The organism is Rhodopseudomonas infernalis (genome assembly GCF_022271405.1).
In the GTDB taxonomy this organism is placed as follows: domain Bacteria; phylum Pseudomonadota; class Alphaproteobacteria; order Rhizobiales; family Xanthobacteraceae; genus Rhodopseudomonas; species Rhodopseudomonas infernalis.
The window spans coordinates 70,120-88,134 of the sequence record NZ_JAJNAL010000009.1 but is presented as its reverse complement, the minus strand read 5'-3'; the positions used below and the strand labels follow the sequence as shown (position 1 = coordinate 88,134).

Annotated in this window: 15 protein-coding genes and 1 riboswitch; of the genes, 7 read left to right on the top strand and 8 right to left on the bottom strand. The window is 66.3% G+C overall.

Going from position 1 to position 18,015, the window contains the following annotated elements; all coding sequences use genetic code 11:
• Positions 1-176 precede the first annotated feature (176 nt).
• Positions 177-2,345, bottom strand: coding sequence for a phytoene desaturase family protein (locus LPW26_RS08660; protein ID WP_238734280.1), 2,169 nt, complete (start codon positions 2,343-2,345; stop codon positions 177-179).
• Between the two features lie 152 nt (positions 2,346-2,497).
• Here LPW26_RS08660 and LPW26_RS08655 point away from each other — a divergent pair, with 152 nt between their 5' ends.
• Positions 2,498-3,118, top strand: coding sequence for a TetR/AcrR family transcriptional regulator (locus tag LPW26_RS08655; protein WP_238734279.1), 621 nt, complete (start codon positions 2,498-2,500; stop codon positions 3,116-3,118).
• Positions 3,119-3,201: 83 nt separating this feature from the next.
• Here the strand turns inward: LPW26_RS08655 and LPW26_RS08650 are convergent, their stop codons facing one another.
• Positions 3,202-3,576: a YkvA family protein gene (locus LPW26_RS08650; RefSeq protein WP_238734278.1), complete on the bottom strand. Its 375-nt coding sequence runs from the start codon at positions 3,574-3,576 to the stop codon at positions 3,202-3,204.
• 76 nt (positions 3,577-3,652) lie between these two features.
• Positions 3,653-3,955, bottom strand: a complete 303-nt coding sequence (locus tag LPW26_RS08645) for a 4a-hydroxytetrahydrobiopterin dehydratase (protein ID WP_238734277.1) — start codon at positions 3,953-3,955, stop codon at positions 3,653-3,655.
• Between the two features lie 255 nt (positions 3,956-4,210).
• Between LPW26_RS08645 and LPW26_RS08640 the strand changes: the two genes are divergently transcribed.
• On the top strand, positions 4,211-5,551 hold the full coding sequence (locus LPW26_RS08640) for a TAXI family TRAP transporter solute-binding subunit (RefSeq protein WP_319942171.1): 1,341 nt from the start codon (positions 4,211-4,213) through the stop codon (positions 5,549-5,551).
• 12 nt (positions 5,552-5,563) lie between these two features.
• Here LPW26_RS08640 and LPW26_RS08635 read toward each other — a convergent pair whose 3' ends face one another.
• The 4 genes from LPW26_RS08635 to LPW26_RS08620 all read right to left on the bottom strand — a co-directional run bounded on the left by LPW26_RS08635 (position 5,564) and on the right by LPW26_RS08620 (position 10,528).
• A complete protein-coding gene (locus LPW26_RS08635; protein ID WP_238734273.1) occupies positions 5,564-7,009 on the bottom strand; it encodes a PepSY domain-containing protein in 1,446 nt (481 codons plus the stop codon).
• 2 nt (positions 7,010-7,011) lie between these two features.
• Positions 7,012-9,282 carry a TonB-dependent receptor gene (locus LPW26_RS08630; protein WP_238734271.1) on the bottom strand — a complete coding sequence of 757 codons (2,271 nt, stop codon included), beginning with the start codon at positions 9,280-9,282 and terminating at the stop codon, positions 7,012-7,014.
• A gap of 110 nt (positions 9,283-9,392) precedes the next feature.
• Positions 9,393-9,590: riboswitch (cobalamin riboswitch) on the bottom strand.
• Between the two features lie 303 nt (positions 9,591-9,893).
• Positions 9,894-10,325 (bottom strand): DUF4440 domain-containing protein, encoded by a 432-nt coding sequence (locus tag LPW26_RS08625; protein ID WP_238734269.1) that lies wholly within the window; start codon positions 10,323-10,325, stop codon positions 9,894-9,896.
• A complete protein-coding gene (locus LPW26_RS08620; RefSeq protein ID WP_238734382.1) occupies positions 10,322-10,528 on the bottom strand; it encodes a ParD-like family protein in 207 nt (68 codons plus the stop codon). The genes LPW26_RS08625 and LPW26_RS08620 overlap by 4 nt, the downstream gene beginning before the upstream one ends.
• 396 nt (positions 10,529-10,924) lie before the next feature.
• Between LPW26_RS08620 and typA the strand changes: the two genes are divergently transcribed.
• The 5 genes from typA (at position 10,925) to LPW26_RS08595 (ending at position 16,928) form a co-directional block, all read left to right on the top strand.
• The gene (gene typA / locus LPW26_RS08615; protein ID WP_238734268.1) at positions 10,925-12,748 is read left to right on the top strand and encodes a translational GTPase TypA; all 1,824 of its coding nucleotides are present in this window, start codon (positions 10,925-10,927) and stop codon (positions 12,746-12,748) included.
• Between the two features lie 109 nt (positions 12,749-12,857).
• Positions 12,858-14,090, top strand: coding sequence for a flavin monoamine oxidase family protein (locus LPW26_RS08610; protein WP_238734266.1), 1,233 nt, complete (start codon positions 12,858-12,860; stop codon positions 14,088-14,090).
• Between the two features lie 174 nt (positions 14,091-14,264).
• Complete coding sequence (locus LPW26_RS08605; RefSeq protein ID WP_238734263.1) at positions 14,265-14,774, top strand: GNAT family N-acetyltransferase; 510 nt, start codon at positions 14,265-14,267, stop codon at positions 14,772-14,774.
• A 95-nt stretch (positions 14,775-14,869) separates the two neighbouring features.
• The gene (gene ppa / locus LPW26_RS08600; protein WP_238734261.1) at positions 14,870-15,415 is read left to right on the top strand and encodes an inorganic diphosphatase; all 546 of its coding nucleotides are present in this window, start codon (positions 14,870-14,872) and stop codon (positions 15,413-15,415) included.
• Positions 15,416-15,443: 28 nt separating this feature from the next.
• The gene (locus tag LPW26_RS08595) at positions 15,444-16,928 is read left to right on the top strand and encodes a M20 family peptidase (RefSeq protein ID WP_319942170.1); all 1,485 of its coding nucleotides are present in this window, start codon (positions 15,444-15,446) and stop codon (positions 16,926-16,928) included.
• Positions 16,929-17,060: 132 nt separating this feature from the next.
• On the opposite strand, the gene folD is transcribed toward LPW26_RS08595, so the two are convergent.
• Entirely contained in the window at positions 17,061-17,948 is an 888-nt protein-coding gene (gene folD / locus LPW26_RS08590) for a bifunctional methylenetetrahydrofolate dehydrogenase/methenyltetrahydrofolate cyclohydrolase FolD (RefSeq protein ID WP_238734256.1), read from the bottom strand.
• Positions 17,949-18,015: the final 67 nt, after the last annotated feature.

Sequence of the window (18,015 nt, the reverse complement as noted above, 5' to 3'; positions counted from 1 at the left end):
CCCACGCGCGCAAGACGTCAAAGCCTTTCGCGTGGCTCCGTGGGCACGCTTCGCTTTGCCCACCCTACAAATTACGACTGCGTTGAAACCCTGTGTCCCGGACAAGCGGCAGCGCGTCAGCGCTGGCGCACAGATCCGGGCCCCCGGTTTGAGGCCGAACGAACCGGGGCCCCGGATCAGCAGCGCACCGCTTCGCGGTCCGCTTTGTCCGGGGCACGGGTGGCTGGCGTAAGTGGACTGACCCGAGCGTTTGCGTTGCTGCCGGCTCGCGCCAGCAATCCCGGTACCAAGGCTTCGGCCGCGTGGGCGCCGGAGATGACCACGGCCTCCACGCCGGCGCCGATGTTGCCGCCGCCGGCGATCACCAGATTTGGCAACGGCGTCTTCGAGCCCTTGAGCTGGCCGGCGGTCGACATGCCGTAGATCGAGCCGGCGCTCGCCCAGTCGTAGCGCGCATAGGTCACCGGGCTGGCATCGGTGCGATACACGATGTGCTGCGACAGATTTGGGATCACCGTTTCGGCCGCGGCGATCATGCGATCACCGAGCTCGCGCTTGCGCCGCAAATAGTCCTCCGACTGCCGCCACGCTTTGTAATCGTTGCCGCCGCCCTCTGCCGGAAACCAGCCCTGCGCCTCGGCGTGCGGCACCAGCGCGATCAGCGACAGGATCGAATGGCCGGGCGGCGCGGCGGTGGAATCGCATGTCGACATCATCGCGATGCCGAGCTTCATCGGCGCATGCAGATGCGTCGACGGGCCGAGATCCGGCACGAAGTCGACGCCGAGATGCACGCTGAAGCAGGAGTTCGCCGGCGCGGCTTGTTTGATGTGGGCCCGGAAGGCGCCCGGCAGGGCCGCGGCTGGCACCAGCTCGAGCAGCGTGCGCTTGAGGTCCGCATTCGACACCACCGAACGGGCCCGGACGTTCTCGCCATTGGCGAGCACGACGCCGGCGGCACGCCCGTTCTCGACCAGGATTTGGCTCACTGCGGTCTTCAGGCGCACCTGTCCGCCGCGCGCCTCGATCGCCTCGACCAGCGCGTCCGAGACGACGCTCGAACCACCGCGCGGATAGAAGCCGCCGTTGAAGTAATAGCCGAAGATCGGCACCATCCGGGCGCAGGTGAACGACTCGTGGCCGTCACCGATATAGCCGGACAGGCCGTTGATCACCGCGACCGCCGCCGGATCGCGGACATGAGCGGCGACCAGCTCGGCGAATGGCCGGTTCATCCATTTATAGGCGTTCGGATGCTGCCGGGGAAATGCCAGCAACTCTTCGACGGTCGCGGGCGGACCCGGAATGCCGCCGCGGCGGTCGCCGGTGGCGAACATGTCGTCGAGGATCGCCTTGATCTCGGCGAACAGCGCCGCGATTCCGGCGGCGCTGTCCGGAAACCGCTCGCCGAGCACACGGACGTAGTCGCGCCAATCCGGCGGCACTTCGATCATGCCGGCCTCGGATTGGAAGCTCTGGGACACCCGTTCCCAGACGATGCGGTCGGCGACGCCGAGCCGCTCGAGCAGACGGCAGAATGGCCCGCCCGGATGCACACCGGAGAAATCGTGCGGGCCGGCATCGAACCGATACAGCACCGGCCGGCCGCCGTGATGCGCCTTGCGGAGATAGCAGTGGCAATAGCCGCCGGCGACGACGTGCTGTTCGAACACCCTGACCTTCAGCCCGGCGTCGGCGAGCAGCGCTGCCGCCGTGAGTCCGCCGATGCCGGCGCCGATCACCACGACATCACAGTCGGCCGGTTCATCGGCGGCAAACGACGGTGCGGGCCACCGATAGGCTTCCTGCGCGGCGGCCATCCGCTGCAGCACGAGGCGGATCGCGAGCTTCGGCCCGAAAATCGACACTACCGCGCCGAAGGTGACCAGCGCGGTGATCACTTCGGTGGGCGCGCCGGCGTAGCGGCAGGCCGCGATTGCGCCGAACAGCAAGGCCCATAGACCCGTGATGGCGGCATTGACAATGAAGAACTGCGGCGTGGCGGCGTTGGCCGCATAGGCGGCGCGAGAGTAATCGGCCGTCCACGGCCGTCGAGCCAGCAGGCTCGCCGCGCTGATCGCCGACAATCCTGCAAACGACAGCCACAGCGCGTTGGCTGCAGCCAGTTCGGGCGCGATCAGCAGCAGCACTGCGAGACCGGCAAACAGCGCGAGGCCACCGGCTTCGAGCACGAACAGCTCGCGGCGCCAGGCTCGCCACAGATTGCCGATCACCGACAACGCCAGCCCGCTCCAGATCGCGGCGCTTGGCTGATGCATCGCCAGCAGCGACCAGAACAGAGCGAACGGCACCAGCACCATCTTGACGGTCAGGAAGATCTTCATCGCAGCCTCCGGGTCTTGCGCCTCGGCCTGTGCCCTGCTGCACCACGGGTTGAATGCCCGCGGGCAAAGCGGTACCGTCCGGTACCGAGGTTGTAGCACAACTGGTACCGATGGGTACCGAAATCTTGAAATCTGTGACAAACGAAGCCAGGATGCTGAACGACAACGATAAAATCGATGATCCGCGGCGCGGCGCGATTCTGCAGGCGGCTTTCGACGTGTTCGTCGAAAAGGGATTCGAGGCCGCCACGACGGCCGAGATCGTCCGGCGGGCGCGGACCTCGAAGCGTACGCTGTACGGCTATTTTGCCAGCAAGCAGGACATCCTGATCGCGCTGGTGCGCTACGGCAGCCAGAGGATGCAGCCGTCACCCGATCTGCCGGAGCCGCAGGACCGCGTGCAGTTTCTCGCCCTGCTGGAGCTGTTCGGCCGCGGCTTCCTCGCCGAATTCCTGCATCCGGAGCGCACCGCCATGTATCGGCTGGCGATCGCCGAGGCCGGCCGCGGCGGCGGAGACGTGGCGCGCGAACTCGACATCCACGGCCGTCAGCCGGTGATGCGGGCGATCACGCAGTTCTTCGATCAGGCCGCGGCGCGCGGCATCATCCGCAGCGACGACAGCGGCATGCTGATCGGCGTGTTCTTTTCGGTGCTGATCGGATTCACGCAATTGCAGACGCTGCTGGGCACCGATCCTCCGCTCACCGCGGAGGCGATCGCCGCGCGCGCCGCGCTGGCAAGACGCGCGACCGAGCGGATGATGGCGCCGTAAATCAGTGGCCACTCAGCTGGCGCGGTGCGCGTCTCGGAGTGACGCGACTGAGCGAGCGCCTGGCAGTCTTACGCTTCGCGGCCTTACGCCTCGTGTTGCAGGCCGCGCTGGATCGCCGCGTGGGCGGCTTCGCGGTGGGCGGGGGTGATGTTGCTGGCGACCATGCGCAGCGCGGCCGCCAGGATCGCGGCGTCGTCGGTGAAACCCAGCACCGGCAGGATGTCCGGCACGAAATCGAACGGCAGCACGAAATACGCGATCGCGCCGAGCAGGGCGACCTGAACGTGCCGCGGCGTCTGGCGATCGAACGCGCAATAATACGCCGCCAGAATATCCTCGGCGAACGGCAGATGCACAGCGACGCGCTTGATCTTGTGCCAGAATTTCCGGCGCAGCGTTTCGGGATCCTGCGCGAGTTTGTCGGCCGGCTCGAACCCCACACTATGTTCCGTCGTCATCGCGTCCCCGCCTCCGCGGAATTTTATCAACGCTCCAGAATGTGGGGTTTCGCAGCGTCGATGCAAGCAGCCGGCGTCAGACGCCGAGCTCGCGCGCGATGGCATTCATCGCGGTCGCCAGCTTGACGTCGCGGCCGGTGACGCCGCCGGCATCGTGTGTGGTCAGCACCACCTCGACGGTCTTGTAGACGTTGCGCCATTCCGGGTGGTGATCGCTCTTCTCGGCGATCAGCGCCACGCGGGTCATAAAGCCGAACGCCTGGTTGAAATCGCCGAACACGAAGGTGCGGGCGATCGCGCCGCGGCCCGGCACCTCGCTCCAGTCCGCAAGACCGTCCAGCGCCGCACGCAGTCCGTCGCCCGACAACAGCTCCGTCATGAACCTTCTCCTCACGTCGTTGTTATCGGCCGCGTCGCGCGCGGACCGAAGCCGGCCACAAACGGCGGGCCAGATCACCGCCTGCGATTCACCATATGGTGGCTGCGGCCGCAAACCAGCAGTGCGGCGAGGGAGGGAACTGCTAGGATGGAGTTCCGACCGGGGACAACGACATTGGCCACTGCCCGGTCGACGGACGAGTCCGAGCCGTTGGATCCCTATCTGCACCCTGCTCCGCGCCCTGTGCGCCGACGAATGAGGCTGATCTCGCTCGCCACGATCCTGGCGCTGGTCGGCGCCCTCAGCGCCGCCTATTACTTCGCGATGCGCCCGGCGACGCTGAAGATCGCGGTCGGCCCGCAGGCCGGCGACGACGTCCGGTTGATCCAGGCGCTGGCGCAGGTGTTTTCCCGCGAACGCAACACCGTCCGGATGCGCCCGATCGTCACCGACGGCCCGGCGGCGAGCGCCTCGGCGCTGCGCACCAATGCGGCCGATCTGGCGGTGATCCGGGGTGACCTGCCGGTGCCGCGCAATGCCCGCTCGGTGGCGGTGCTGCACAAGAACCTCGCGGTGCTGTGGGCGCCCGGCAAGATCGTCGGCAAGCGCGGCAAAGGCACGGCAGCCATTTCCGAGATTACCCAACTGGTCGGCAAACGGGTTGGCGTGATCGGCCGCACCGAAGCCAATTCCGGGCTGCTGCGGGTGATCCTGCAGCAATATGGTGTCGATCCCACCAAGGTGGAAAATGTTCAGCTCGCGGTCGGCGACGTCGCCGACGCGGTGAAAACTCGCAAGGTCGACGCCTTCCTGGCCGCCGGCCCGCTCAACAGCAAGGTGATCAGCGAGGCGCTGGCCGCAACCGCTTCGTCCGGCCGCGAGCCGGTGTTCCTCGGGATCGACTCGTCAGAAGCCCTGGTGGCCAATCATCCGACCTATGAGGCGGCCACGATCCCGGCCGGCGCGTTCGGCGGCTCGCCGGTGCGGCCGAGCGACGACATCAAGACGATCAGCTTCTCGCACTACATCGTGGCGCGCGACGGCGTCTCCGACAGCACCATCGCGACCTTCACCCAGCAGCTGTTCACGGCGCGCCAGACCGTGATGACGGAGAATCCGCTGGCCGCGAAGATCGAGACGCCGGACACCGACAAGGACGCGGTGATCCCTGTGCAGCCCGGCGCCGCCGCCTATGTGGACGGAGACGAGAAGAGCTTCCTCGATCGCTACAGCGACCTGATCTGGTTCTCGCTGATGGGGCTGTCGGCGACCGGATCGATCGGCGCCTGGTTCGCCAGCTATCTGCGCAAGGACGAGCGCATCAGCAACGTAACCCAGCGCGACCGGCTGCTCGACATGCTGGCCAGCGCGCGCCGCTCCGACTCGTGCGACGAACTCGACGCGATGCAGACCGAGGCCGACGTCATCCTGCGCGACGCCCTGAATGGCTACGAAAACGGCGCGATCGACAGCGCGGCGCTGACCGCGTTCAGTATTGCGCTGGAGCAATTCCACAATGCGGTCGCCGACCGCAAGACGCTGCTCGCCGCGCTGCCGCCCGCGCCCGTGCGCCCGGCGCGGCCGCAGGCAGTGTGAGACGACGAGCGCTCAGCGCAGCAGCCGGCGCCAGCCGATCACCACGCCACTGACCGACACCAGCAGCCCGGCGAGCGACAGTCCGATCACCACGATATCCCAGGCCGGCCGATAAGCGAGCAGCGGCGGCAGGTCGAAGCTGTGCAGCGCGTTGAACAGCCAGCGGCGCACGCGCGCGCTGCGATCGCTCCAGCCAATGATCTCGCCGGTCGCGGGAGCAACATAGACCCAGCTTTGCGCCTCGTCGCCGAAACCGGCGCGCAGCACCGGGAGCAGCCGTTGCTGATGATGCGTGTACCAGTACAGATCCGGCTGCTCGAGCCGCTGCTGCAGCGTCATGGTCGCGTTCGGGATGAGCCGGCCGGCAGCCGCGAACAGACGATCCTCGGGCAGCGTTCGCGCAGCGCCGCTGATCGGATCGACCACGCCTTGCGATCCGTCACGATGCGCCAGCAGCATCAGGGCCGTGCCGTCGACCCACACGAACCGCGCCTCCACCACGCCGGGCCGATCGCGCGCCGGAAGCGCCGCCGTGATGGTCGGCGCATCGTGGCCGGCGTAGCGCTGTAGCGCTGCGCTACGATCGCCACGGCCGGCAAACAGGCCGAACGGGTTCATCGACAGCCAGCCCGAGAACATCCAGGTCAGCACCACCACGCCGGCCACCAGCCCGACGACATGGTGCCACGCCATCCAGCCGCGATACGGCGTGACGCGTCCGCCCGCGTAGCGCCGGCGCAGGCCGGCCCGCAGCAGGCCGATCCAGATTCCGCTGAATGCCGTGACCATGCAGATGCCGGAGATCCATATCACCACCTGCCGCCACAGCGGCGCGTCCTGGCGCAGCACGGTGAGATAGATCCAGTGCGGGATCGCGCCGAGCCAGTTCCAGACCCGCTCGTGCCGCGTGGTATCGAGCACGATCTCGCCGCTGCGCGACGAGACATAAAGCTCAGTCCCGGCGGCATCGCCGAGATCGACCAGATACAGCGGCCGGTCCGGATCGTAGCGCGCCGTCACGCTCCACTGGTCGCGCTCGACCGTCCCGAGCAAGCGCGGGGTCACGGCAGCGGGATGATGCCGCGCCGCCGCGAGCGCCTGATCTGGCGTGACATCAGCGATGGGGCGGCCGGTCACGGCGGAAATCGTCTGCCGCGGTCGTTTCCAGTCGGCGACCCGATACACCGGCTCGCCGTCCAGCATCGTCAGCCGCAGCTCGCGCGGGTAGCGCGACAGGCCGGCGGCGGCCATCGCCTGATCCGGCGACAGCGCGACGCGCGACAGGGCGAGATCGGGCAGCGCCGCGCGGCGCTCACTCGTGGTGAGAGCGGGGAAGGCGACGTACATCATCACCACGCCCGAGACGAACCAGATCGCGAACAGCACGCAGCTCGCGATGCCGAGCCAGCGGTGGCCGAGATACAGCCACCGCTTCAGCCGCCGCACGGCGGAGCGCATCGTCAGAACTTCACGTTATACGAAAGCTCCGCGGTCCGCGGCATGCCGAGCAGCCATTGGTTGGTGTTGCCCGACGTCGCGTAGACCGTGTCGAACAGGTTGTAGACCCGCAACGCGAAGGTCTGCTGCGCGTCCGGCTTCCACATCAGCCCGGCATTGACGACATTGTAGGCCGGCCGCACCAGCGTGTTGGCATTGTCAGCCCAGGTATCGCCGACCAGCTGCACACCGGCATTGGCCGACCAGCCCGGCGCGAACGCCCAGGTCGCCCAGATATTGCTGACCACCTGCGGCACGTTGGCCGGCACGTTGCCGGCGTAGTTCACCGCCTTGCCGCCGACCACCTGGGTGAAGTCGTCGTACTTGGCGCGCAGCAGCGCCACGTTGGCGTCGAGCCGCAGCGTGTCGGTGACCTTGAGGCCCGCCGAGGCCTCGATGCCGCGCGAGGATTGCTGGCCGATCTGAAGCGGGATGGTGTTGGCGGGGTTCTGCGGATCGCGCGCCAACAGATTGTTCTTGACGATCTGATACGCCGCCAGCGTCCATTCGGCGCGGCCGCCGGCGAGTTGCTGCTTGACGCCGATTTCGACCTGCTTGCCGGTCGACAGCGCGAAATCGCGGTTGACGCCCGTCATGGTGATCAAATTGGTGACCGGATCGACCGCCGTGGAATATTGGCCATAGAACGCCAGATCCTTGATCGGCGTGTAGACCAGGCCGGCGCGCCAGCTCGGCGCCGAGTAGGTCTTTTCGAAGCTGTTCGACGGCGTCAGGAAATCGGTGCGCTCGACGCTCGGATGATCCGAACGAATGCCACCCACCACCGACAGCTGATCGGTCAGGCTGAGGCGGTTCTCGGCGAACAATCCGTATTGCAGGGTCTGCGTGTGGAAGCTCGGCCGGGTCGGGCTGATGAACTGGAAGTTCCCGGGATCGAAATTGTAGGGCGACACCGAGGATGTGCCCGCATAGGGCGAGTTGTTGGTGTGAGAGAAGGTGATGCGGTTGATGTCGAAGCCGGCGACGAACTCGTTGGCAAGGCCGAACAGATGGCCGCGCAGCGTGGTGTCGAAGCGGTTGCCGATCTGCTCCTGGTCGTGGAAGATCTCGATATAGGAGCTGCGGTTGATCTTTCCGGTGGTCGGGCTGTAGGCGTAGCTCTCGACGTCCTTCCAATGCCGGTGCGTGCTGAGATAGTAGCTGACGTTCTTCACCGAGATGCCCTCGGCGACGTCCCATTCGGTCTTCAGCTGGGTCCAGTTGTCGCGATAGCGAATCGATGCATCGCCGACATTGTAGTTCTGGAAGCGCAGCGATTCGTCGAGCCGGCCGCTGACCAGCGGCGTGCCGAAATAGCGCGACGGGCTGCGGTCGGCGTAATCCTCGCTGAGCGTGAAGGCGAGATTGTCGGCGGCCTGCACCCGCACCGAACCCGAGACAGCGACGTTGGAAGTCTTGTCGCGATCGACCCAGCCGTCCGACATGTTGCCGATCGCGGCGAGCCGGTAGCTGACATTCGGATTGATCGGGCCGCCGCTATCGACGGCGAGCCGCCGCGTCAAATTGGTATCGAGCGAGATCTCGGCCTCGTTGCGCGGCAGCCAGAGCGGCTTCTTCGAGATCACGTTGATAGCGCCCCCGATCGCCCCCTCGCCGTACATCACCGAGGCCGGACCGCGCAGCACTTCGATGCGCTGCGCCGTCCAGGTGTCGAACGGATACGTCATGGTGCCGGAGCCGACATACATCCGGGTGCCGTCGTAGAGCGACATCACGGTGCCGTTGCCGGTGAAGCCGCGGGTGTTGAAGGCAAGGCCCCCATTGCCGGGCGCCGGGCTCGCCGTGAAGCCGGTGGCGTTCTGCGTCACCGCGTCGATCACGCTGTGCTGGCCGCGTTCGGCGATGGTGTCGGCGGTGATGATCTCGACGCTCGCCGGCGTTTGCAGCGGCGTCAGATTGAGGCGGCTGGCGCTGGAGGCCGGGGTGCCGAGATTGAACGTCGGAGGCGCCGCCGTGGAGGCCGCGGCCGCCTGGGTTGGCGAGGGGGCCGGCGTCGCGGCGGGACGGGCAGCGGCCCGGCGTTGACGCGACGATCCGGCGGTCGTAGACGCGCGCGGTTTCGACGGCCGGGCGCTCTGGCCTTCCACCACGACAGGATCGAGGCTGCGGGGAACGGTCTGGGCCTCGGCGGTGGCCGGCCAGATCAGGGCTGCAAAGGCGACGGACGACAGCAGGCGCCGGTTACGCCCGGCGGCATTCAGGAGGGGAGTCATTGTTCAGGCTCGCGGTAAACGTGGCACGTCACCGCGAACGAAGTCTTGCCGCGACCGGAGCTCCGGACGCAGTTCGACACCCATCAGGACACCCCGCCCAATGTGCTCGCGTGTGACCACGACTGACGGCAGGTCTCCTGGCTCGCGGGTCACCGCCTTTCGCCGCCTTCCCGGGCACGAGTCCCAGTGGCGCTTGGCGAAAGGCTCGCCGCTTACAGTTGCGGGGGCAGCTGCGGAATCGGATCGACCTGGATCCTCACCGCATTCCCTATTGATCCCTTGCGGGAACCGTCGGTTACCACCGTAGGGTGGCGGCAAGCGCTCTGTCAACGCGAACGGACTCGCGTTCCCCAGCCGACGATCCGTGGGAGTCGGAGTTCGCGAGGATTGGGACGCAGCGCGGAAAAAGACAGAAAGACCGGTGTCCGGTGGGAAAAGCATGAAGGACCTGGGGGACGGAGAGCATCGACGATATGTAATGTTATAACGTTGCATATACATGCGATGCAAGCGCCCCCCCCCCCGAGGTGGCCGCTTGTCAGATTTGGGACTGCCGCCCAGCCGCGATCAGATCAGCATGATCGCGGCTGTCTTGCACGGAAGCTCGGAGCCTACAGGCCGACACCCTTCGCCGCCCAGGCAGCCATCTCGCCGTCCGCGATCGTCAGCGACACCCGCCAGTGGTCGTCGTTCCGCCGCAGGATATAGACGTGCTCCCATGCGGCGACGGGTTGGCCGCCTTCTCCGAGCATGCGGTAAGCGATCCGCGCCTGCGCGACGTTCGGAAACAGTTCGGTCGCCGACAGCAGGCTACCTTCCGGCCGGACCACGCCCTGCAGGCGGTAGAACTCCATCAGCATCACGCAGTGCTCCCGAAAGCCCTGCCGATCCATCGCGAAGTTGCCGCTCGGCGCCGGAAACAGTCCGACCGGGTCCCAAAGCTCGCTCAGCGCGTCGGCATCATTGCGCGCAAATGCGCCGATGTAGCCGGCGAAGAAACTTTGAATCTCATCCTGAAACGTTCTGCCGATTCCGCCGCTCACGCCGCAATCGCCTTGGCGAAACCGACATTCGCCCCGACGAGCTGCGCTTTGACGATGTCGTTGAACGACAGGGTCGGATTTGCCTCGGCCAGCATCCCGATCTTCATCCAGAACTCGGCCTGCGCATTGATGGAGCGGCACATCACCGTGCTGGCGCGGCGCGCTTCTTCATGCAGTTCGTCGTCGATCTTGACGATCCCCATCGCTGCCCCCTCTTGTTCGATACGAAACGTATATGTTTCGTATCGAACTACGTCAATGTTCGCGGGACGCCCGCCGCCGTCGCGCGGTAGCGGACTAGTGATCGGGAAGGCTCTGCGCAGCCACCCCAGCAGGACGCCCGAACGGGCACCCAAGCCTCGGACCGCGCAGGAGAAATCGCCGAAGTCCCGATCGTCATTGTTTTTTCGCGATTTTTGAGTATATTGCGTCGCAACGCGTGCAAGTGCCCGGCCCCTCGATTGGCCGGGCCTGTTTTTTGGAATTGCCCCACGCGTTTCAGACATAGGCAGACTGCGGCGCGCCACCGGCGCCTCCGCTGGTGTGCCTGCAATCGCGCTGACGATTGGCAACCGGCCGCAGGACCCGACAGAGACAACATGAACCTTCGTAACATCGCCATTATCGCCCACGTCGACCACGGTAAAACCACCCTCGTCGACAAGCTTCTGCAGCAGTCCGGCACCTATCGCGACAACCAGCGCCAGGTCGAACGGGCGATGGACTCCAATGATCTGGAGCGCGAGCGCGGCATCACCATTCTGGCCAAGTGCACCTCGGTGGTGTGGGGCGAGACGCATATCAACATCGTCGACACCCCCGGCCACGCCGATTTCGGCGGTGAGGTCGAGCGCATCCTGTCGATGGTCGACGGCGTGATCGTGCTGGTCGACGCCGCCGAAGGCCCGATGCCGCAGACCAAGTTCGTGGTCGGCAAGGCGCTGAAGCTCGGCCTCAAGCCGATCGTCGCCATCAACAAGGTCGACCGCTCTGACGCCCGCGTCACCGAAGTCGTCAACGAGGTGTTCGACCTGTTCGCGGCGCTCGATGCCACCGACGATCAGCTCGACTTCCCGATCCTGTACGGCTCGGGCAAGAACGGCTGGATGTCGGACAAGCCGGACGGCGATTCGAGCGAAGGCATGAAGCCGCTGTTCGAGCTGGTGCTCAAGCACGTGCCGCCGCCGTCGGTCGAAGACGGTCCGTTCCGCCTGCTCGGCACCATCCTCGAAGCCAACCCCTATCTCGGCCGCATCATCACCGGCCGCATCGCGTCCGGCACGTTGAAGCCGAACCAGGCCGTCAAGGTGTTGTCGCGTGACGGCAAGCTGGTCGAGACCGGCCGTATCACCAAGATCCTCGCCTTCCGCGGCCTCGAGCGCGTGCCGCTCGACATCGCCGAAGCCGGCGACATCGTCGCGATCGCGGGCCTCACCAAGGGCACCGTCGCCGACACCTTCTGCGATCCGTCGGTCGACACCCCGATCCAGGCCCAGCCGATCGATCCGCCGACCGTGTCGATGTCGTTCATCGTCAACAACTCGCCGCTCGCCGGCACCGAAGGCGACAAGGTCACCAGCCGCCTGATCCGCGACCGCCTGATGCGCGAAGCCGAAGGCAACGTCGCGTTGCGCGTCGTCGAGGCCGCCGACAAGGACGCGATGGAAGTGTCCGGCCGCGGCGAATTGCAGCTGGCGATCCTGATCGAGAACATGCGCCGCGAGGGCTTCGAGCTCTCGGTGTCGCGTCCGCGCGTCGTCCTGACTCGCGACGAAGACGGCCAGCTGCTCGAGCCGGTCGAGGAAGTCGTGATCGACGTCGACGAGGAGTTCTCCGGCGTCGTCGTGCAGAAGATGAGCGAGCGCAAGGCCGAGATGATCGAGATGCGGCCCTCGGGCGGCAATCGTCTGCGTCTGGTGTTCTACGCGCCGACCCGCGGGTTGATCGGTTACCAGGGCGAACTGATGACCGACACCAAGGGCACGGCCATCATGAACCGGCTGTTCCACAACTACCTGCCGTATCGCGGCGAGATCCAGGGCCGCCGCAACGGCGTGCTGATCTCCAACGATCAGGGCGAGGCGGTCGCCTACGCGATGTTCAAGCTGGAAGACCGCGGCCCGATGATGATCGAGCCCGGCTGGAAGGTCTACAAGGGCATGATCGTCGGCGAGCACACCCGCGACAACGATCTCGAGATCAACGTCCTGAAGGGCAAGCAGCTCACCAACATCCGCACCACCTCGAAGGACGAGGCCGTCCGTCTCACCCCGCCGATCCGCATGACGCTGGAAAAGGCGCTGGCCTATATCGAGGACGACGAACTGGTCGAGATCACCCCGAAGTCGATCCGGCTGCGCAAGCGCCTGCTCGATGCCAACGAGCGCAAGCGCGCCGAGAAGAGCAAGCAGGCGGTCGCCTGAGGGGCGAATGGCGAAGTGGCGAGTGGCGAATAGGGAGTAGCGAATAGGGGGTGCAGGAACTTCACCAATCCCTGCTAGTCTATTCGCCATTCGCTATTCGCCGGTTCGTATGCCTCTCCCCTCCTCCATCGATGTCGCCATCATCGGCGCCGGCGCAGCGGGCCTCGGCGCCGCGCGAACGCTGGAAAACTCCGGCCTGTCGGTGATCGTGCTCGAAGCACGCGACCGGATCGGTGGCCGCGCCTTTACCAAACAAGTGACACCCGAGATCGCCTTCGACGTCGGCTGCGGCTGGCTGCATTCGGCCGACGAAAACTCGTTCGTCGGCATCGCCGGGCAGCTCGGCATCGCCGTTGATAAGACCGATCCGCCGTGGGGCAAGCCGAGCTTTCGCGACGCGTTTCCGCCGCGCGAGCGCGCCGCGTTCAATGCGGCGCTGGACGATTACTTCGAGCGGGTGTGGCAAGCGGCCAGGCGCAAGACCGATGCGGCCGCATCGACGCTGCTGGAGCCCGGCAATCGCTGGAACCCGATGATCGACGCGGTGTCGACCTACGTCAACGGCGCCGAGCTGGACCGCATCTCGATCCACGACGTCGAAGCCTATCGCGACACCAAGATCAACTGGCGGGTTCGCCGGGGCTATGGCGCGCTGGTTGCCGCCTACGGTGCCTCCTGCCCCGTGGTGTTGAACTGCGCCGTCGCGCTGATTGATCACAGCGGGCTGAGCGTGAAACTAACAACCACGCAGGGCACGCTCACCGCCGCCAAGGTGATCATCACGGTGCCGACCAATCTGATCGCCGACGAGGCGATCCGGTTCGCCCCGGAACTCCCCATCAAGCTCAAGGCTGCGCGCAACCTGCCGCTCGGCGTCGACGACAAGGTGATGCTGAAGCTGTCGGACCCGAACGGCTTTCCGGCCGACGGCAATTTGCGCGCCGCGACGATGCGGACCGCGATGGGCACCTATCACTTGCGGCCGTTCGGCAACGATTGCATCGAGGGCTTCTTCGGCGGCCGCTTCGCGCGCGAACTGGAGGAGGCCGGCGACGGCGCCTTCGCGGCGCAGGCGATCGACGAGATCGCCGGACTGCTCGGCAACGACATCCGCCGCAAGCTGTCGCCGCTCGCGGCATCCCGCTGGGCCCACGATCCATTTGCGCGCGGCGCCTACTCCCACGCGCTGCCCGGCCACGCCGGCGCCCGCGCGGTGCTGGCGACCCCGGTCGACGGCCGGCTGTTCTTTGCCGGCGAAGCCACCTCGCCGCATTTCTTCTCGACCGTCCATGGCGCCCGCGATTCGGGCGAGCGAGCCGCAAGGGAAGTTCTCGCGGCGTAGTTGCCGGCGCTGCTGTTAGCTGCCGCGCTGCACTGCGAAATGGAGACATTCCGGTCGCACCATCTGTCCGATTCCGGCACAGCTTCGTCCCGGGTGGTGCAGAAAATCCACATGTTAACCGATAATTAAGGTTGGACCTTGAAGCCGGCCCCGCGACTTGCTTTGATCGGTGTCATGAGCACAACGCTGATCGAGGTTCGGCCGGCCAAGCCTGCGGATGCGCCCGCGGTGGCCTCCACCCATGACGAGGCCTGGCGATCTGCCTATCAGGGCATCATCCCGGGCGCCGAACTGGAAAAGCTGATCAACCGCCGGGGGCCGACCTGGTGGGATTCGGCGATCAGCAAGGGCAGCCGCGTCAGCGTGCTGTGCTTCGGCGACAAGGTCGCCGGCTACGCCAATTATGGACGCAATCGCGCCCGCAGCCTGCATTTCGACGGCGAGATCTACGAACTTTATCTGCGTCCGGAATTCCAGGGCCTCGGCTTCGGCCGGCGGCTGTTCACCTCGGCGCGCCGCGACCTGGTGCAGAGCGGCCTGAAGAGCATGGTGATCTGGGCGCTGTCGGACAACGAAGCGGCGACCGAGTTCTATCGTGCGCTCGGCGGCCGGATGGTGGCGCGCTCTTCGGAGCGGTTCGGCCAGAAGTCGCTCGACAAGGTCGCGTTCGCCTGGAGCAGCTGAGGGTCCGGCCTGCGCCGCCGCTGATTTGCGCTGGCGAAGGACGCGGGCTCGCGCTATTCGAACCGCTCCCGTAATCAATCACCCCGGAGTACTCGATGCGCATTGACGCAATCCCCGTCGGCGTCAACCCGCCCCATGATGTCAACGTAATCATCGAGGTCCCGGTCGGCGGTGAGCCGATCAAATACGAAATGGACAAGGACGCCGGCACGCTGGTGGTCGACCGGTTTCTCTATACCGCAATGCGTTATCCGGGGAACTACGGCTTCATTCCGCACACGTTGTCGGACGACGGCGATCCCTGCGACGTGCTGGTGGCCAACACCCGCGGCATCGTGCCCGGCGCGATGATGAGCGTGCGGCCGGTCGGCGTACTGTTCATGAGCGACGAGGCCGGCCACGACGAGAAGATCATCGCGGTGCCGTCGTCGAAGCTGACCCAACGCTACGACCGCATCAAGACCTACTCGGACCTGCCCGAGATCACGCTGCACCAGATCCAGCACTTCTTCGAGCACTACAAGGACCTCGAGCCCGGCAAATGGGTGAAGGTGCTGCGCTGGGGCGGTGCCGAGGATGCCCACAAGCTGATCCTCGAAGGCATCGAGCGCGCCAACGCTGCGAAAGCCGCCAAGGCTTGAGGCGCCCGCAGCGGCCACCAGGGAGACTGTGATGCGCCGGCTGCTGAAATGGATACGCAACATCGTGGCGATCGCGCTGGTCGCGGTCGCCGCCCTCGCCGCCGCGCTGGCCTACAATGCCTTCCGGCAGCCGTCGCGTCAGCTTGCGGTCGAACCGGTGACGCCCGTCGAGATCGACGCACAGGGCACCGCGCAACGCCTCGCCGCGGCGATCCGCTTTCCTACCATCTCGAATTTCCTCAATCCCGAGCAGGACGCCGAGGCGCTGCGCGGTCTGCAGGCCCACATCGTCGCCAGCTTTCCGGCGCTGCACGCTGCCGCTCAGCGCGAACTCGTGGGCGGCAAGAGCCTGCTCTACACGTGGCAGGGCTCGGACCCGACCGCCAAGCCGATCGCGCTGCTGGCGCATCAGGACGTGGTGCCGATCGCGCCGCGCACCGAGCAGGACTGGCAGCACAAGCCGTTCGACGGCGTGATCGAAGGCGGCTACGTCTGGGGCCGCGGCTCCTGGGACGACAAGGGCAACCTGTTCGCCATCCTGGAAGCCGCCGAGCTGATGGCCCGGCACGGGTTCAAGCCGAAGCGCACGATTTACTTCGCCTTCGGCCATGACGAGGAAGTCTCCGGCCTGCGCGGCGCCAAGCAGATCGCCCAGCTGCTCGCCTCGCGCAATGTGCGGCTCGACTTCGTTCTGGACGAAGGCCTGCTGATCACCGAAGGCGTGATGAAGGGCCTCGACAAGCCGGCGGCGCTGATCGGCGTCTCGGAAAAGGGCTACGCCACGCTGGTGCTGACCGCGCGCGGCACGCCGGGCCATTCGTCGATGCCGCCGCGCGACACTGCGATCGGCATGCTGGCGGCCGGGCTGACGCATCTCGAGGACAACCGCCTGCCGATGCGGATCCGCGGCTCAGTGGCCGAGATGTTCGACACGCTGGCGCCGGAAATGCGCGGCTTCAACCGCATCGTGCTGTCGAACCTGTGGCTGTTCCGGCCGCTGCTGCTGCGCGAATTCGCCAAGAGCGGCGCCACCGCCGCCATGGTGCAGACCTCGACGGCCCTGACCGTTTTCAACGCCGGCGACAAGGACAATGTGCTGCCCGGCGTCGCCGAGGCCAGCGTCAATTTCCGGCTGCTGCCGGGCGACACCCAGGCCAGCATCACCGACCATGTCCGCACCAGCGTCGCCAACGACCGCATCGAGATCAAGCCGTTCGACGGCAATTTCGACCCGCCGCCGGTGACCGGCACGGCGGGCCCGGCCTACGCCACGCTCAATCGCACCATTCGCGAGATCTTTCCCGATGTGGTGGTCGCCCCGGGCCTGATGATCGCCGCGACGGACTCGCGACACTATGCGGACATCGCCGACAACATCTTCCGCTTCTCCCCGGTCCGCGCCAATAACGAAGACCTCAAGCGCTTCCACGGCACCAACGAACGCCTCAGCATCAGCAACTACGCCGACATGATCCGGTTTTATGTGCGGCTGATGCAGTCGACGGCGGGCTAGCCGACACGGCGACGCCGTCTCCGTCATTGCGAGGAGCGAAGTAGGATGGGTTGAGCGCGAGCGAAACCCATCACTCTCGTGCACGTCCTTTCGTGGGTTTCGCTGCGCTCAACCCACGCTACGGCACCCGGCCTACACCGCCGGCTTCGGCAGGCCGTGAATCGCGCTGGCGGCGCGGATGGTGTTGACCAGCAGGCAGGCCACAGTCATCAGACCGACGCCGCCCGGTACCGGGGTGATAGCGCCCGCCACCTCCTTGGCCTCGTTGAACGCGACGTCGCCGAGCAGCTTGTCCTTGCCGCCGTCGGGCGACGGGGTGCGGTTGATGCCGACGTCGATCACGGTGGCGCCCGGCTTGATCCAGTCGCCCTTGACCATCTCGGCCTTGCCGACCGCGGCGAACACCAGATCGGCTTGCCGGCACAGCGCCGGCAGGTCGCGCGAGCGCGAATGCGCGATCGTCACCGTGGCGTTTTCGTTGAGCAGCAGTTGCACCAGCGGCTTTCCGACCAGATTGGAGCGGCCGATCACGATCGCATTCATGCCCTCGAGCGATGCGTGGACCTGCTTGGCCATGATGATGCAGCCGAGCGGCGTGCACGGCGTCAGCGCGAACAGTCCGGAGGCCAGCCGGCCCGCATTGGTCGGGTTGAGGCCGTCGACGTCCTTGGCCGGATCGATCGCGTCGATCACCGCGGCCGAATCGAGCCCCTTGGGCAGCGGCAATTGCACCAGGATGCCGTGCACCGCCGGATCGGCGTTGAGCTTGCCGATCAGCGCCAGCAGTTCGGCCTGCGGCACGTCGGCGGGCAGCCGGTGCTCGAACGACGCCATGCCGGCTTCCTGGGTCTGCTTGTGCTTGGAGCGGACATAGACTTCCGACGCCGGATCGCTGCCGACCAGCACCACCGCCAATCCAGGCGTGATGCCGTGATCGGCCTTGATTCGCGTCACTTCCGCGGCCACGCGGGCGCGCAGATCGGCCGAGATGATTTTTCCGTCGATGATCTGGGCAGTCATGTGGTCCCCCTAACCGGCGCCGTGGCCAAGCGCTGCGCGGCCGCCGAAAAACAAAAACCTCCCCGGA

Coding starts and splice junctions, on each gene's coding strand:
- LPW26_RS08660 (WP_238734280.1), bottom strand. CDS start 2,345: ATGAAGATCTTCCTGACCGTCAAGATGGTGCTGGTGCCGTTCGCTCTG.
- LPW26_RS08655 (WP_238734279.1), top strand. CDS start 2,498: ATGCTGAACGACAACGATAAAATCGATGATCCGCGGCGCGGCGCGATT.
- LPW26_RS08650 (WP_238734278.1), bottom strand. CDS start 3,576: ATGACGACGGAACATAGTGTGGGGTTCGAGCCGGCCGACAAACTCGCG.
- LPW26_RS08645 (WP_238734277.1), bottom strand. CDS start 3,955: ATGACGGAGCTGTTGTCGGGCGACGGACTGCGTGCGGCGCTGGACGGT.
- LPW26_RS08640 (WP_319942171.1), top strand. CDS start 4,211: ATGAGGCTGATCTCGCTCGCCACGATCCTGGCGCTGGTCGGCGCCCTC.
- LPW26_RS08635 (WP_238734273.1), bottom strand. CDS start 7,009: ATGCGCTCCGCCGTGCGGCGGCTGAAGCGGTGGCTGTATCTCGGCCAC.
- LPW26_RS08630 (WP_238734271.1), bottom strand. CDS start 9,282: ATGACTCCCCTCCTGAATGCCGCCGGGCGTAACCGGCGCCTGCTGTCG.
- LPW26_RS08620 (WP_238734382.1), bottom strand. CDS start 10,528: ATGGGGATCGTCAAGATCGACGACGAACTGCATGAAGAAGCGCGCCGC.
- typA (WP_238734268.1), top strand. CDS start 10,925: ATGAACCTTCGTAACATCGCCATTATCGCCCACGTCGACCACGGTAAA.
- LPW26_RS08610 (WP_238734266.1), top strand. CDS start 12,858: ATGCCTCTCCCCTCCTCCATCGATGTCGCCATCATCGGCGCCGGCGCA.
- LPW26_RS08605 (WP_238734263.1), top strand. CDS start 14,265: ATGAGCACAACGCTGATCGAGGTTCGGCCGGCCAAGCCTGCGGATGCG.
- ppa (WP_238734261.1), top strand. CDS start 14,870: ATGCGCATTGACGCAATCCCCGTCGGCGTCAACCCGCCCCATGATGTC.
- folD (WP_238734256.1), bottom strand. CDS start 17,948: ATGACTGCCCAGATCATCGACGGAAAAATCATCTCGGCCGATCTGCGC.